Raw genomic sequence first — 14763 nt, 5'->3', positions numbered from 1 at the left:
GGCGGACGACTGAGCCCGCCGACCGACCCGGCAGCCCTGACGTGCGAGGGCCACCACATCCCCACCCTCAGGCGCCGCAGATGTTTTCGGAGGCGCCTCGGGGTGATAACCATCCCAACACTGCGCGCGGGCCGGCTGGGGGCGACATGAAGTACGACCTGTCCGGTCGCCTGGTGATGGGGATCGCCTCCAGCGCCCTGTTCGACCTCACCGACTGCGACGCGGTGTTTCGCGAGCGGGGAGAGGACGCGTACCGCTCCCACCAAGAGGCGCACGTGGACGATGTCCTGGCCAAGGGGGTGGCCTTCCCCTTCGTACGGCGCCTGCTGTCGTTGAACGACCTCGCGGATCCGTCCGATCCGCTGGTCGAGGTCATCATCCTGTCGCGGAACGACCCGGACACCGGGCTCCGCGTCATGCGTTCGATCAAGGCGCACGGTCTGCCCATCAGCCGAGCCGTCTTTCGGCAGGGTCGTTCACCACACCGGTTCATGCCGGCGCTGAACATGTCGCTGTTCCTGTCGGCCAACGGGGCTGACGTTCGTGAGGCGGTGGCGGCCGGATTGCCGGCGGGGCACGTGCTCGAGACCGCACGGGTCGATGACGAGACCGACCCCGAACTTCGCATCGCCTTCGACTTCGACGGGGTGCTGGCGGGGGACGCCTCCGAGCGGATCTTCCAGGGCGCCGGCCTCGACGAGTTCCGTGCGCACGAGGTCCGCAACGCGACCACGCCTCACGACCCGGGACCGCTGAGCGCGTTCCTCGCCGGCATCAACCGCATCCAGCGCCGCGAGGAGGACGAGCGCCGCAAGAATCCCGGACATCAGCCCCGCCTCCGGGTGTCCCTGGTCACCGCTCGGGACGCCCCCGCGCATGAACGTGCCGTGCTGAGCCTCAAGCGGTGGGGACTACGGGTCGATGACGCCTTCTTCCTCGGCGGCATCGACAAGGCTGCCGTCATGAGCGTCCTGGATCCGCACATGTTCTTCGACGACCAGGTCTCCCACCTGAACGGCACCGCGGCCGCCACCCCCAGCGTTCACATCCCGTTCGGAGTCGTCAACGCGCTCTCATGAGTGCGTGGCCGCGCTGCCGAGGAGTCGGTTCACGAGGAGTTCCGGGTAGCCGGAGGCCGGCGGGTCGATGCGGAAGATCGCCCACAGGCAGAGCGGCGCGACGAACTGGTCGAGGATCTGGGCGGGACGCCGGAGTTTCCGGCCGACAGGCCGACGAGGTCATGCGCCGCTACCTGGAACGTTCACCGGAGTGGACCGAGGACTCGCTTCCCGGCATGCCCGGCAACGGAGCGGCGGGCCGGGTCGCGACCCGGTCGGCCTCGGCGGCGCCGACTACACGGTGGACGCCGCGCGCGCCGGCTCGTTGGCCGCGCTGCGCGGTGCGATCACCGAACTGGTCGGCCCCTGGGCCGACTTGACGATCACCGGCGGCTGGGGGGCCGCCCCTTCGACCGGTACGCCACACCCGCGCCCGCGCGTTCAGGCCCCGGATCCTCCCCAACCGGCGGGAAACGGCCCTCCACCGGCCGAATCGGGAATGTCCCGCATTCCGAGAGCACGGCTCACTCTCCGAGGAAGCGGCGGGCTTCCGAGAGCAGGCGCAGGAGTTCGGTGCGCGAAGGGTCGTCGGGGGCGTACGGGGCGGGCCGGGGCGCGTAGGTGGTGAGGACGTGCAGGGCGACGGCGGCCTGACGGGCGAAGAGGCCCAGCAGGTCGAGCTCCGGCAGGCCGGACCGGGCCTGTGGGGACGGGTCGAGCACCTCCAGGACGCCGAGGACCCGGTCCCTGCGGATGAGAGGGGCGGCCATCAGCGCGTTCGGGACGTAGCCGGTGGACTCGGCGATGTCCCTGTCGAAGGAAGCGCTCTCGTGCAGGTCGTCGACCACCATCGGCTCCCCCGAGGCCGCGACCCACCCGGCGATGCCCCGGCCCGCCGGGAACCGGCGGCCCACCAGGAACTCTTGTCCCTGGCCGGAGACGGCCTCGAAGATGAGCTCGTCCGCCGCGGCGTCGAGGAGCATGATGGAGCTCGCCTGCGCGCCGAAGATGGCGCGCGCGGTGTCCACCACCGACTGCAAGAGCTCCGCCACAGCCGGATCCGGCCTGGATGCTGCGGACACGGCAGGGGCGATCGTCTGAGCCATGGGGCTTCCCTTCCGGCGCCGGTCGTTACCGGCGTCCGTGGACACGGACGTTGGCTGCGGACAGGTACAGGGCGTTCTTCAGCTGGAACGGCGTCAGCCGGGGGCTGCTCGACAGGATCCGCGCGCAGAGCCCCGCGATGAACGGGGTGGCGAAGCTGTTGCCGGAGGTACGGATCGACGTGCCACCGAGCCACGCCACCTGGACTTTCTGGCCGGGGGCGAAGAACTCCACCGGGGGGTCGGGGTTGTAGAGGTGGAGATCCGGATCGTCCTCCTGGTGGCTGCCGACCGAGATCACCGAGGAGAAGCGCCAGGGAAAGCTCTCCACGTGCGTGTTGTGCGCGGAGGCGACGATCACGGTCTGCTGGAAGTACGCCTCGTCGGCGAGTCGGCGCAGCTCGTCCACGAAGCGGTCGTGGGTGGTGGACAGGCTCAGGTTCACCACGTCGAACCGCTGGCGCACGGCCCACCGGATTCCTTCGAGCAGGACGTCCCCGCTGCCGGAGAACCGGTCGCCGAGCACCCGGATGCTGGACAGCTCGCAGTCCGGTGCGGTGCGCCGGATGATCCCGGCGCAGGCGGTGCCGTGACCGCAGGAGTCCCCCTCCTCCGTCTCCTCGACGTGGACCCCTTCACCATCCTTGAAGACCCGCCATGACCGGGCGACCGGGCCGACCATGGGGTGGTCCCGTTCGACACCCGAATCGACCACGCAGACGCGTACGCCGCGCCCGGTACCTCCGAGGAGACCCTGCTCGGGCGGGTCCGGCGGGGCGTCGGCCTCCACGGGTACGTCCGCGGGGCCCCGCCCTCGCAGGCCCCACATGAGTGCGGGCGCCGGTTGCTGCGCGGTGGTCATCGTGGTGCTCCCTTTCCGGCTCCGGTGACGCGTCCGACGGCGGGGCCGTGCCCGGGCGGGCGGCCGTGGCAGCGGGAGACCACGGCTTCGGCGTGGCGTACGGCGGGGAGATGGCCCTTCACCGCGAAGCTCCGGCGGGCGCGCGTCGCCGCCACGGCCGCGTCGGCCGGGCGCCCCAGCGCGAGGGCGGTACGGGCGAGGTCGAGGGCGGCGATGCCCTGGACGATGGGCGAGTCGGTGCGGGCGGCGGTGGCGAGCGCCCTGGCGGCCAGTCGGGTGGCGATGGCGGACTGTCCTCGCGCGGCGGCGATCCGGGCGCGCAGGCCGTCGAGGTCCGCCGACTCGGCTCGCGGTCGGGCCGGTTCCGCCCGCTCCCCGTCCAGTTCGGCGAGGGTGCCGCGGGCGGCACGCCAGTCGCCGAGGTCCAGCCGGATGCGGGCGGTGTCCAGCAGGGCACTGCGCAGCAACGCCGTGGCGCCCAGGTCCCGCGCGGCGGCGGCGGCCCGCTCCAGGTTCCGGAGCGCCTCCTCCCGGCGCCCGGTCAGGTCGTCCACGGTCGCGGTGAAGATCGGCAGGAAGGCGCCGGCCTCGGCGTAGCCGAGCCTCTTCGCGAGGTGCTCCGCCTCCGCGAGGCAGGCCAGGGCCCCGTCCCGGTCGTCGTGGAGGGCCAGCACCACCGCCAGCGGGCAGTTGAGCGTCAGCCGGACGGCCCGGCGGCCGGCCCCCTGGTCGGCGAGGAGCTCGCGGCAACGGGCCACCGCGTCCGCGACCGGTTGGGGGCCGCGCCAGAGCGAGACCCCCATCGCGCCGAGGGCTGCGGCCCGCTCCGGCTCGGCGTCGGCGCGTACCGCGTGGTCCAGCGCGCGGCCGAGCAGACGCTCCGCCGCCCGGTGCCGGCCCTGTTCCTGGGCGTGCTGGGCGAGCCGCAGGCTGGCCCTGGCCTGGCCGAGGTCGTCACCGGCCGCCGCGAAGACCGGCAGGGTGGCGCCGGCGGCTGCTGCCGGTGACTCGTCCGGTCCCGCGGACCGGCCGACCGAGGCCAGGGCGAGGCGGGCGTGCGCGGTCTCCACCGCCTCCCCGCCGCCGGCCAGGGCCTCGGCCAGCACCTCTTCGAGCAGTGCTCTGCCTTCCGTGCCGCGCCCCAGGTCCAGCAGCGTCTGGCCGAGCCGACGGCGTGTCGCCGTACTTCCCGGCTCGCCGGCCGCGTACCGGGCGGTGGCCCTGGACAGTACGTCGGCTGCCCAGACGGGGTCGGCGTGGGCCAGCGCCAGCCGCCCGGCCTCGGCGAGCGCGTCGGCGGCGCGACGGCGCAGCCCGTCGGTGTGCGCGTCCTGGGCGCCCAGCTCGACCCGGTAGCGGTACGCCTGTTCCAGATGGCCCCCGACCGCCGCGCTGCCCCGCTGACGGACCGAGTCCAGTCGGGCCGCCCGTTCGTGCTGGTCGGCGCGGTCCTGCTTGGACTGGCTGGCGTAGACGACCTCCTGGATCAGCCCTCCGGCGAAGCGGAACGCCCCGCCGTCCGGCCTGATCAGGCGGTGCCGGACCAGCCGGTGCAGCAGGGGTCGGAGCTCGGACCCGGTCCACGCCGGCGCGGGTTGTCCGGCGAGCGCCGTCAGTTCGCCGGCGGTGAACTCGCCGCCCAGGACGGACGCCAGGCCCAGGGCCCGGTGCTCGGGCGGGTCGAGCGCGTCGATCCGGGCGCCGATCAGGGCCTGGAGCGGGAGCGGGACGCTGTCCGCGTCGACCGGGTGACCCGCGACCAGCAACTGCTCCAGGTGCAGCGGGTTTCCGCCCACCCGTGCCAGGACCTCGGGGCCGAGCGGCTCGCCGTGCGCCGTGCCCCCGGTCAGCTCGGCCGCGAGGAGCTGCGCCTCGGCGTCGGAGAGCCCGCCGAGCGGCACGGTGTCCAGGGCCAGCTCGGGCCGTACGTCGAACAGTGGGGGGCGGGTGAGCAGAATGATCAGCACGGCCGCGCCGTTGAGTGCCCGCAGCAGCCGGTCGAGGGCGTCGAAGAGCGGCTGCGCGGCCCAGTGACAGTCGTCGATCACCAGTACCACGGGCTCGGCTTCGGCGAGCCCGGCGAGGACCTTGGCGAGCGCGGCGCAGGTGTCCGCCGGCGAGGGGTTGGGCGTCCCGTTGAGGAGCAGGCCCTGGTGGAGCAGGTCCAGTTCGGGCGAGGCTGTGGCCGTGCCGCCGGTCCTCAGCAGGTCGGCCACGGCGTCGGCGAGCGGTCCGAGGCTGGGCTGTTCGCCACGGGCCCGGCAGCGCCCGACGCCGTGCCGTGGACCGCCGGCCGTGGCCGTGGCCGTGGCCCTGTGGAGCCACTCTCGCACCAGTCTGGTCTTGCCCTGGCCCGCCTCCCCGCCGACCACCATGCGATCGGCCCGGCGAGTCCGGGTCACACGGTCCAACGCCTGGTCGATCAGGGCGAGTTCGCGGGTCCGGCCGACGAATGCGAGGTCGAAGCGGCGCAGCGCCTCCGGGCCCTCCCCCTCGTCCAGGCCGAGCAGGCGGTGAGCGGTGACCCGGTCGCTCTTGCCCTTGAGCAGCAGCGGGCCGGCCTCCGTCGTGCGGACGCCCGGCCCGGCGGCCGCCACGGTGTCCGGCCCGATGAGGATCTCCCCGGCGGCGGCGTTCTGCTCCAGACGCGCGGCGACGTTGACCACTTCGCCGGAGACCATCGCCTGCCGCAGGGTTGCCGAACCCGTCACCACCTGACCGGTGTTGAGCCCGATGCGCATCTCCAGCCGTACGCCGACGCCCTGCTCCAGCCGGACATTGAACCCGGCGAGCGCCTCGCGCATGGCGAGGGCGGCGGCGACCGCCCGGCGGGCGTCGTCCTCCCGAACGACCGGCATGCCGAAGACGGCCATCACGGCGTCCCCGATGAACTTCTCCACGGTGCCGCCCTGTTCCTCGATCCGCAGCCTCATCAGGTCGAACCAGCGGAGCGTCACCGAGCGCAGGGTCTCCGCGTCCAGTGCTCCGGAGAGCGCCGTGGAACCCACCAGGTCGCAGAAGAGGACGGTCACCACCTTGCGGCCGGTCGGCTTGGCCGTGACCGGCCCGTGCGCGCACGGGCTGCCGCAGTAGGGGCAGAACCGGGCGTCGGGCGGCAGTGCGCTCCGGCACGAGGTGCACGGCATGGGTTCCTCCGGTGGACGCTGGACGGCGGGGCGGCCTGGGTCAGAAGAGGGCGCCGCCCGCCACGTCGGCGTGGGCCTGCACCTCGGGAGCCGCCGCGTCGAGCCGCCCCCTGATGTCGACGAGCAGGGCCAGTTCCTCCGGGGCCAGCGCGCGCAGGACCTCGTACTGCTCCTCGCTGAGGGCGTCGAGGTCGAACCCCGCGGCGGTCAGCGCCTCCAGGGTGGGCTCGGACGGGAAATCACCGGACGAGGCCTCGTCATACGGCATGGTGTCCTCGGTCACGGGTGTCCTCCGGGGTCGGCGGCGAGGGAGAGGAAGAGCCGGGTGAGCAGGTTCGCCGTGTGCAGCGCGCTGACGGAGACGGCGGTCTGCTGGGCCGGGGGCGGCGCGAGTTCGTCGAGCACCCGGTGAAGGTCGTCGAGGTGGCCGCCGTCGAGCTCGGCGTGTTCCCTGAGGGTGCGGAACGCGCCGTCAGGGAGCCCGGTGGCCTCGGTGAGGCGGTCGGCGAGCCGGGGCCCGGGGGCGTTGCCCTCCAGGACCGCGATGTACCCGAGCAGCGTGACGGGGTGTTCGTGCTCGATCCGGTAGTACTGCGCCCCGGCGAGTTCGACGACGACGGGGGGCGGCACGGCGGCCGGCCCGGCACCGGCGGCGGCGAGGTCTTCGAGCAGCCAGGTGTCGTGGTCGCGCTCTTCCTCGGCGTGGCGGGTGTAGTACGCCGCGAGGGTCCGCGCGGCCGGGCCGTCCAGGTCGGCGCAGCGCTCGGCGGCCCGCTCCAGCAAGGGCACCGAGGCCCGTACGAGCGCATGCATGGCTGCCAGGTAGCGGGGGTAGCGCTGCCGTAGTCCGTCCGGTCGCCAGAGGACCGCGGTCGCGGCCCTCAGGACGGTGGTGGTGGGCGCGAGCTTCGTCCTGAGCGCGAGGGATGCGGTGGCGGTCATCGGCGGCTCCTCTCCTCTGCGGGAAGCGACTCGACCAGGTGCGCGTAGCGGGCGCAGCCCAGGCGACTGACCAGGGCGGCGGGTCCGGCGGCGAGCTGCTGCTCCGCGCTGAGCCGGTCGAGGAGTTCGCCGACCCGGCCGCCGGCGTCGCGGTCCGCGCCCGCGAGGACGTCGGGGCGGTCGGCGAGCGCGTGACAGCTCTGGCAGTAGCCGGCCGGGGCGGGCGAGGTCTCGTAGCGGGCGTGCAGCCGCTGGGGGCCGACGGCGCGCAGCATCCGCAGCACCGGGGAGCCGAGGGAGCGTTCGCGTACGGCCGGCCAGTCGTCGTCGGCGATGTGTCCGAGCCGGAGGTGCCGGGGGACGGGGCGGCGGTCCACGGTCCACTGGTTGCAGCAGGCGGCGACGGTCCCGTCGAAGGCGACCACCGGCCAGGCCGCGAGGGTGCACGGGGTGGCCAGGGAGCCGTCCGGTCCGGCCGGTGTCGCCCGGACGAGGCCCGCGGCGCGGCCGAGCGGCCGGACCTCGTTGACGAGCATGGGCACGCGGCCGGCGAAGACGCGGCGGACGTCCGCGACGACGTCCGCCAGATACGGGTCGTCGGGGCCGGTACCGGTGAGGTGGATGCTGGCGGGGATCCCGGCGTCGAGCACGGCCCGGAGGGCGCGCAACACCTCCGCCCGGGGGACCTCGCGCTCGTGGTGGACGTCCAGGCTCGCCGAGAAGTGGTCGAGGGCCGTGATCGCTCGCATGATCCGGTCCGGGACGCGTCCGTCACGGGCGAAGAACATTCCGCTGAGCAGCGCCACGCGGGAGCCCGCGGCGCGGGCGAGACCGGCCAGGCGAGCGGCCAGTTCCGGCAGCAGCAGCGGTTCGCCGCCGGTCAGCATGACCACCTCGGGGCGGTCCTCCGCGCCGAACGATCCGATGAAGCGCAGCAGGTGTTCCGGGTCGGGCTGCTCGGAGACCGCCATGGAGGAGCTGGTGGAGCAGTGTGCGCAGCTCATGGGGCAGCGGCGGGTGAGCGCCACCAGCAGGCCACCGCAGGGCACCGGCCGCAGGCCGATGAGCTCCGCCAGCTCCATGTCTCCTCCTGCGTGCTCGCGCCGCGCGCTCGTGCCGCGCGCGGATGATGGCTCCGATCGTGCAGGCGCGCGGCAGACTTCCGGTTCACGAACGCCTGGTGATCGGTTGATCCGCAGGTCGAGGCGGCCGGACGCCGGGGCGCGGCGGGGCGTGCGGCGGCTCTTCGGGGGCGTACCGCGTCCGTGTGCTCGGCGTATACCGGCGCCGAACCGGCGGCCAGGCGTTCCCGTACCGGGCGTCCATAACTTTCTTCTCAGCCGGCGAGACGACGCCGTCAACGAAGGAGAAGAACATGCCCGAGAACACGAACCCGGAGACCGAGAACGAGGACATCGAGGTCATCGCCCACGGCGAGGACGAAGAGGCCGAGGCCGGTTGCGTCGTCAACCACTCCCACGAGCTCTGAGCTCGTAGTCGAGCCTGAGCACCGCGCGGGCCCCCCGGCTCTCGGCAGATCCTGCCCTGAGCCGGGGGCCCGCGGCCACACCCTGGCACCGAAACCGGAACCGGAACCGCCATCTCCACCGCCACCGCCATCTCCACCGCCACCGCCACCGAGGGAGCGGCACATCATGAAGATCCTTCTCTGCCCGCTCAGTGACGGCGGCTACCTCTACCCGGCGATCGCGGCCGGCCGGGAACTACGGCGCCGGGGCCATGACGTCAGTGTGCTGGGCCGGTCCACCGCGGAGGCCGTCGCGACCGATGCCGGACTGCCGTTCGCGGCCGCGGAGGAATTCGGCGGCCACCGGGCGTTCTCCGCCACGTGGTGGGGGCCGACCGGCGCGGCGCAGTACCGGGCGACCGTACGCGCGGCCCGGGAAACGGGGGCCGACCTCCTGGTCACCTCCGTACTCTGCAACGGCGCCCTGGTCGCCGCCGAGACACTGGACATCCCGGTGGTGGTGGTCGGGCTCTCGGTGCACCTGTGGGACTACCGGGCCGGCGGCGACGACGAGCCGCACCTGGGCCGGACCCGGCAGAGCCGGACCCAGGACTGCCTGCAGATCCACACCGGCCTCCGAGAGCAGGCCGGTCTGGCGGGGCGTGCCTCCCGGTGGGGGGACGAACCGCTGCTGGGCGACGTGTTGCTGCTGCGCGGGGATCCGGAGCTGGAGTATCCGGGTGCGCAACTGCCCGAGCGGGTCCGGCACGTGGGGCCGCTGTCCTGGGAACCGACGCCCGACCCGGCGGAGGTCGAGGCGATCGGGGATCACCTGTCGCGGAACGGCAAGCCCGTCGTCTACGTCCATCTCGGCCGCTCTTTCGAGGGCAAGAGCCTGTGGCCGCGGCTCAACGAGGCGTTCACCGGCGGCCGGTTCCAGGCCGTGGTCGAGCGGGGCCGCTCGACCGACCCCCAGCCCGCCGCGGGTGCCGACATCCTGCTGGTCCGCAAGCGATGGATGGCACCGCTCGTCGACCGCGCCGGCCTCGTGCTGAGCAGCGGCACCTCCGCGCCCGTGCTGGCCGCGCTCCTGCACGGCCGGCCCCTCGCGCTTTCGCCCAACGGCTCCGAGCAGCCGCTGCTCACCGGCGCCTGTCTGCGGGCCGGCGTGGCCGCGCACTTCCCGAAGAGCCCCTCCGTGGGCGCTTCGGCGCTGCTGGAGTCCGCGTGGCGCGACGACGGTCTGCGGGCTCGCGCCCAGGCGCTCGGCAGCAGGCTGGCCGCGATGGACAGCGCGGCCCGCGCGGCCGACATCGTCGAGCGGGTGGCCGGGGCATCCGCCGCTTCCTCGGCCGGGGCCACCGCCGCCCACCCGGGCGGGGCGCCCGCCGCCCCCTCGGCCGAGGCGTCCGTTTCCGCAAAGGAGAACCATGAGTACGCGATCAGTCGGCCCCGATGAGGCCGTGACCAGCCTGTCGGTGGGCGCGCGGCGGTGGATGGGGCTGCACGCGGCCTACCTCAACTCCACGGCCGCACAAGCCGAACTGCCGGTGACCCCGCGCGCGAAGGCCCTCCTGCAACTCGCGATGCTTCGCCGCTACTGGGAGAAGTGCGCGCCCGCGGACCCCTCCCTGGCCGAGGTGACCGGGGTCGTCGAACAGGTCTGGCAGCGCTCCGACTTCCCGCAGCTCCTCACCCTCGCAGGCAGGCACGCCCGGCAGTTCGAGCTCATGTACGCGGCACTGGCACCGGCCGGGGCCGCCACCGACGCGCCCCGTGCCGTGCTGGCCCGGCTGGCGGCCGGCAGCTACCTGACGCCGGGCCGGAAGCCGCCCTTCCTGCATCTGGAAGCCAGGTTCTACTCCGATCTCGCGGGCGCCCCGCACCGGTTCGCCTCGTACGAGGAGCTGTACGAGGCGAGTCTGCTCCCCCGCGCCGCCACGCTGCCCGTGGCCGACCTGGACGGCTGCCAGGTCGCGCACACCCTCTTCTATCTCAGCGACTTCGGCCTGCGCGATCCCCGCCTTCCCGAGCAGGAACGGGAGCGGGCGCTGCGCGTGGTGGAACGGCTGACGGACCACTGCGTGGGACTCGGCGACTGGGACGTCGTGGCAAAGCTGCTGCTCGCCCAGTACTGCCTGGGCGCGGATCCGCTGCGCACCCCCTCCGGTGCGGCCGGCCTGCGGATGCTCGCCGCGGCCCAGGCCCCCGACGGGGCGATCCCCGGACGCTCCGCCACCGAGCGGGCCTCGGTGGACGCCACGCCCGTGGAGTACTTCCGGAAGTCCTACAAAGTGACCCTCGTCGTGGCGCTGATGACGCTTGTCGTCACCGGCGGCCGGACCGACGAACCTGCCCTGACAGCGGCAACGGCAACGGCAATACGGGAGACCCTGTGAGCATCGACCAAGCGGTGAATATCGGCCTGCCCGTGAACCTCGGCCCCGCCGCCCCGCCGGAGCCCCTCCCCTCCGGCGCCCGTCTCCTGAAGGGCGAGCGGAACTGGTGGTTCCTGGGCCCGGGCGGGGTGGCCCGTCTCCGCGACCGGCACGTCACGGCCAACGGGGCCCTGCGCCCTGAAGCCGAGCAGCGGCTGCACGAGAGCGGCATGTTCACCCCCGGCCGGATCAGCGCCTACGCACTGACCGTCCTCACCAGCACCCACTGCAACCTGGGCTGCGGGTACTGCTTCCAGAACACCGCCCAGGACCAGGCGGGCGGCAGCCGGCCGCCCCGCATCGCCCAGACCCGTCTCACCTCGGAGACCATCACCGAGATCCTCGGCTTCACCGAGCGGCAGATGGCCGCGGTCGGCCTGGACAAGCTCAGGATCCTGCTCTTCGGCGGGGAGCCCCTGCTCAACCCGCGCGGCTGTCTGGAACTGCTGGAGCGGGCCGCGGGGATCGCGCCGACCTCGGCCTGGATGATCTCCAACGCCACGCTGCTCACTCCGTCCCTCGCCCGCCGGCTCGCCGGCCTGGGACTGACGTCCGTCCAGGTCACCTTCGACGGCGACCGCGCCGATCACGACCGGATCCGGATCGGCCGGGCGGACGGCGGCGCCACCTTCGACAAGATCGTCGGCAACATCGCCAAGGCCTCCGCGGACACTCCGCTCCAGTGGACGCTGCGGGTGAACGTCTCGCAGGAGACCTTCCACGGCGTGGACGCCCTGATCGACCGGCTCTCCGCCGCGCTCGACCCCGCCCGGTGCACGCTGTACTTCGCCCGGATCGGCGACGTGGGGGTCGGCTACGCCAACAGTCTGCTGCACACGGGCGAACTGTCGGCCGCCTTCACCCGGTGGCAGCGCCGGGCGCTCGACCTCGGCTTCACCGTGGGCCGCCCCGGCGCCCGCAAGACCTGTGTCACCTGCGGTCACACCGACGGCCGCTACGGCGCGGTGGTGAGCGCGGACGGCACCCTGGCCAGCTGCTGGGAGACCGCGGGCAAACCCGACTGGGAGGTCGGCACGGTCACCGACGGCTATCTGCCGGGCGCGCAGACCCGCGACCGCTGGATCGCCTGCCAGGACCTCTACCGCTTCGACGAGGACGCCCGCACGCTCGCACGGTTCCGCGACTCCGTCGACACGGCCCTGCTCGACTACCTGCAAGAGACGGGGCGCCTGTAGTCATGTCGTCACCTCTGGAGCGGCTCTGCGCCGGCGCGCTCGACTGGCTGGGCGGGAATCTGGACCACTTCGACCCGTTCTCGGCGAGCTCCCGGTCGGCGACCCACGGAAAGGCGAAGGCCGCGCTGGAACTGGCGTTGCTCTGCCACTGCGCGGCCCGCCTGGCCGACCCTCCGGAGGCGCTGGTCGAGGCGAGGGCCCTGGTCCGCAAGCTCTGGCAGGACCCGGACCTGCCGCGGCTGTTCACCGACGTCCCGAAGTACGCGTCCACCTACGGGTTGATCTACGCCGCACTGGCCCCCGACGCGATCGACGACACCCAGGTCCGGGCGACGCTCGCAGGACTCGACCCCGAGTTCCTCTCGCCGCGGGGGAAGTCCCCGTACCAGCGCGTCGAGATCCGCCACTACGCGGACAAGGCCGGTGTCCGCCACACCGTCGAGCCGTACGCCGAACTCCTGCCGCACAGCCCGCTCGTCGCGTTCCGCGCCGCCGAGCCGGGGGACGCCACGTCGCAGGACGGGGCGCCGCTCACCCCACCGCAGGCGTACGCCGTGACGCACACCGCCTTCTATCTCGGGGACTTCGGCCGGACCGCCCCCGGGCTGGGCGGGCGCGCCCTGGCGCACGCCCTGGACCTGGTCGACCGGTTGCTGCGCCACTGCGTCGAGCACGACCAATGGGACCTGGCCGCGGAGCTGGTCCTCACCCGGTTCATCCTGGGGAGCGAGCCGCTGGACACGCCCTCGGGAGCCGCGGCCGTGGAGTGCCTGGTGCGGGCCCAGCGGCCCGACGGGGCGATCCCGGGGCGGTCGGCGGCGCTCGCGGCGCACTCGCAGGCCGCGGGCGGGGAGTTCTTCCGGAAGGCGTACCACACGACCCTGGTCACCGCCCTCATGGCACTGATCGTCTCGTCGCCGAGGCCGTCATGACACCGCGGCTGACGCTGATCAACCGCGACTACACCCGGCTCTGGTTCGGCCAGGCCGTCTCGTCCGTCGGGGACGCCGTCTTCAGCACGACGCTGGTGCTGTGGGTGGCCACCGTGCTGGCGAAGGACGAGTCGTGGGCGCCGTTGGCGGTCAGCGGCATCGTGCTGGCGTCGAGCGTCGCCGTGCTGGTCATCGGTCCGCTCGCGGGCGTGTTCGTCGACCGCTGGGACAAGCGCGCCACGATGCTGCGCACGGAGGTGCTCCGCGGCGCTCTGGTGGCCGTGCTGACGGCCGTCACCTTCCTGCCGGCCGGCGCCCTGCCGAGCGGTGTCTGGCTCGCCCTGATCTACGCGACCGTGCTCCTGCTCCACGCGGCCGGCCAGTTCTTCTCCCCGGCGCGCTTCGCGGTCCTCGCGGACCTGGTGACCGGGGATGCCGACCGCGCCCGGGCGGCCGGCATCGCGCAGGCCACCGGTGAGACGGCCTGGATCATCGGGCCGCCCCTCGCCGCGCCACTGCTGTTCACCGCCGGGCTGCAGTGGGCCCTGCTCTTCAACGGCCTCTCGTACGCGATGTCGTACATCGCGATCCGTTCCATCGGCGTACGTGAGCCCGGCACGGGCTCCGCCGGACCGGGCCGCACACAGAAGCCCGTCGAACGGCACAAGGGCATGCTGCGGCAGGAGTTCACGGACGGACTGCGCTTCTTCGCGGGCAGCAGGTTCCTGGTGGCGCTGCTCCTGCTCGCCGCCATAGGCCAGTTCGGGGTCGGGACACTGGGCACCCTCAACGTCTTCTTCGCCACCGACAACCTCCACGCGGACGCCCACCTCTACGGGTACCTCGGCATGGCCATGGGTGTGGGGGGCATCGTGGGAGCACTGAGCGGGGGCCGGGTGGTGCAGTGGCTCGGGGCGCGAAGGACCACCTGGATCGGCCTGCTGGTGAGCGGTGTGCTGCTGGTCGCCTACTCCCGGCAGACCGGCTTCCTGGGCGGTGTCGCCCTGCTCTTCGTGTTCACCGTTCCGCTCACCATGCTGAACACCGCGATGTCACCGCTGCTGCTCGCGGCGGCGCCCCCGGACTACCGGGGCCGGGTGATGGCCGTGTTCTACCCGGTGACGAGGCTGGCGTCGATGCTCTCCGCGGCCCTGTCCGGCTGGCTCGCAGGATCCGTGCTGCGGGACGTCGGGGGCTCGCTCGGCGGGCTCCGGTTCGGCCCCGTCGACATGATCATCGCCGCGGCGGGGCTGATCGTCCTCTTGGCCGGCGTCTTCGCGCTGGCCGCCCTGCCCGGCGCGGAAGGCACCGAGACGGCCGCCGGAAAGCCCACCGGAAAGGCCACCGGGAAGGCCGCCGGGAGTTCCGGCGACGACACCGCCGTGCCACCCGGTGGCCGCCCGCCCGCGTCGCACCACGTGTCCCGACCGAAGACCCGTCCGTTCGCGCACGGACCGCGCGGCGGACGCCTCACCCGAAGGAGGACGCACATGCCCGAGACCGAGACGACGAACCCGGAGCCGAACGAGGGCGAGGACATCGAGGTCGTCGCCCACAACGACGACGAGGAACTCGCCGCCTGCGTCATCAACCGGTCCAACGACCTCTGACCCACCGA

The 14763-nt window shown here is 73.3% G+C and carries 12 protein-coding genes; 6 read left to right on the top strand and 6 right to left on the bottom strand.

Annotated elements, in window-relative coordinates; all coding sequences use genetic code 11:
• Window positions 1-146: 146 nt before the first annotated feature.
• Window positions 147-1079: a 5'-nucleotidase gene (locus tag ACZ4VT_RS14355; RefSeq protein WP_467949483.1), complete on the top strand. Its 933-nt coding sequence runs from the start codon at window positions 147-149 to the stop codon at window positions 1077-1079.
• A gap of 503 nt (window positions 1080-1582) precedes the next feature.
• Here ACZ4VT_RS14355 and ACZ4VT_RS14350 read toward each other — a convergent pair.
• The 6 genes from ACZ4VT_RS14350 to ACZ4VT_RS14325 are packed head-to-tail and all read right to left on the bottom strand — an operon-like array spanning window position 1583 to window position 8193.
• Window positions 1583-2164 (bottom strand): GAF domain-containing protein, encoded by a 582-nt coding sequence (locus tag ACZ4VT_RS14350; RefSeq protein WP_467949449.1) that lies wholly within the window; start codon window positions 2162-2164, stop codon window positions 1583-1585.
• Window positions 2165-2189: 25 nt separating this feature from the next.
• Window positions 2190-3023 (bottom strand): S8 family peptidase, encoded by an 834-nt coding sequence (locus tag ACZ4VT_RS14345; protein WP_467949447.1) that lies wholly within the window; start codon window positions 3021-3023, stop codon window positions 2190-2192.
• Complete coding sequence (locus ACZ4VT_RS14340; RefSeq protein WP_467949445.1) at window positions 3020-6169, bottom strand: adenylate/guanylate cyclase domain-containing protein; 3150 nt, start codon at window positions 6167-6169, stop codon at window positions 3020-3022. The genes ACZ4VT_RS14345 and ACZ4VT_RS14340 overlap by 4 nt, the downstream gene beginning before the upstream one ends.
• 40 nt (window positions 6170-6209) lie before the next feature.
• Complete coding sequence (locus ACZ4VT_RS14335; RefSeq protein ID WP_467949482.1) at window positions 6210-6437, bottom strand: aroma-sacti cluster domain-containing protein; 228 nt, start codon at window positions 6435-6437, stop codon at window positions 6210-6212.
• An 11-nt stretch (window positions 6438-6448) separates the two neighbouring features.
• On the bottom strand, window positions 6449-7111 hold the full coding sequence (locus ACZ4VT_RS14330) for an iron-containing redox enzyme family protein (protein WP_467949443.1): 663 nt from the start codon (window positions 7109-7111) through the stop codon (window positions 6449-6451).
• On the bottom strand, window positions 7108-8193 hold the full coding sequence (locus ACZ4VT_RS14325) for a radical SAM protein (protein ID WP_467949441.1): 1086 nt from the start codon (window positions 8191-8193) through the stop codon (window positions 7108-7110). Before ACZ4VT_RS14325 ends, ACZ4VT_RS14330 begins: the two co-directional genes overlap by 4 nt.
• 573 nt (window positions 8194-8766) lie before the next feature.
• Here ACZ4VT_RS14325 and ACZ4VT_RS14320 point away from each other — a divergent pair.
• Genes ACZ4VT_RS14320 through ACZ4VT_RS14300 form a run of 5 tightly spaced genes read left to right on the top strand, consistent with a single transcriptional unit; the run spans window position 8767 to window position 14755 of the window.
• Window positions 8767-10038, top strand: coding sequence for a glycosyltransferase (locus ACZ4VT_RS14320; RefSeq protein WP_467949439.1), 1272 nt, complete (start codon window positions 8767-8769; stop codon window positions 10036-10038).
• The gene (locus tag ACZ4VT_RS14315; protein ID WP_467949438.1) at window positions 10010-10978 is read left to right on the top strand and encodes a DUF6895 family protein; all 969 of its coding nucleotides are present in this window, start codon (window positions 10010-10012) and stop codon (window positions 10976-10978) included. The genes ACZ4VT_RS14320 and ACZ4VT_RS14315 overlap by 29 nt, the downstream gene beginning before the upstream one ends.
• A complete protein-coding gene (locus ACZ4VT_RS14310; RefSeq protein WP_467949436.1) occupies window positions 10975-12213 on the top strand; it encodes a radical SAM protein in 1239 nt (412 codons plus the stop codon). Before ACZ4VT_RS14315 ends, ACZ4VT_RS14310 begins: the two co-directional genes overlap by 4 nt.
• A gap of 2 nt (window positions 12214-12215) precedes the next feature.
• Window positions 12216-13145: a DUF6895 family protein gene (locus ACZ4VT_RS14305; RefSeq protein ID WP_467949434.1), complete on the top strand. Its 930-nt coding sequence runs from the start codon at window positions 12216-12218 to the stop codon at window positions 13143-13145.
• Entirely contained in the window at window positions 13142-14755 is a 1614-nt protein-coding gene (locus tag ACZ4VT_RS14300; protein WP_467949433.1) for an MFS transporter, read from the top strand. The genes ACZ4VT_RS14305 and ACZ4VT_RS14300 overlap by 4 nt, the downstream gene beginning before the upstream one ends.
• The last annotated feature ends 8 nt before the right edge of the window (window positions 14756-14763 follow it).

Source organism: Streptomyces sp. NPDC029164, from assembly GCF_055563995.1.
Note: the sequence above shows the minus strand (reverse complement) of the source record. Positions and strands in the feature narration are given on the sequence as shown.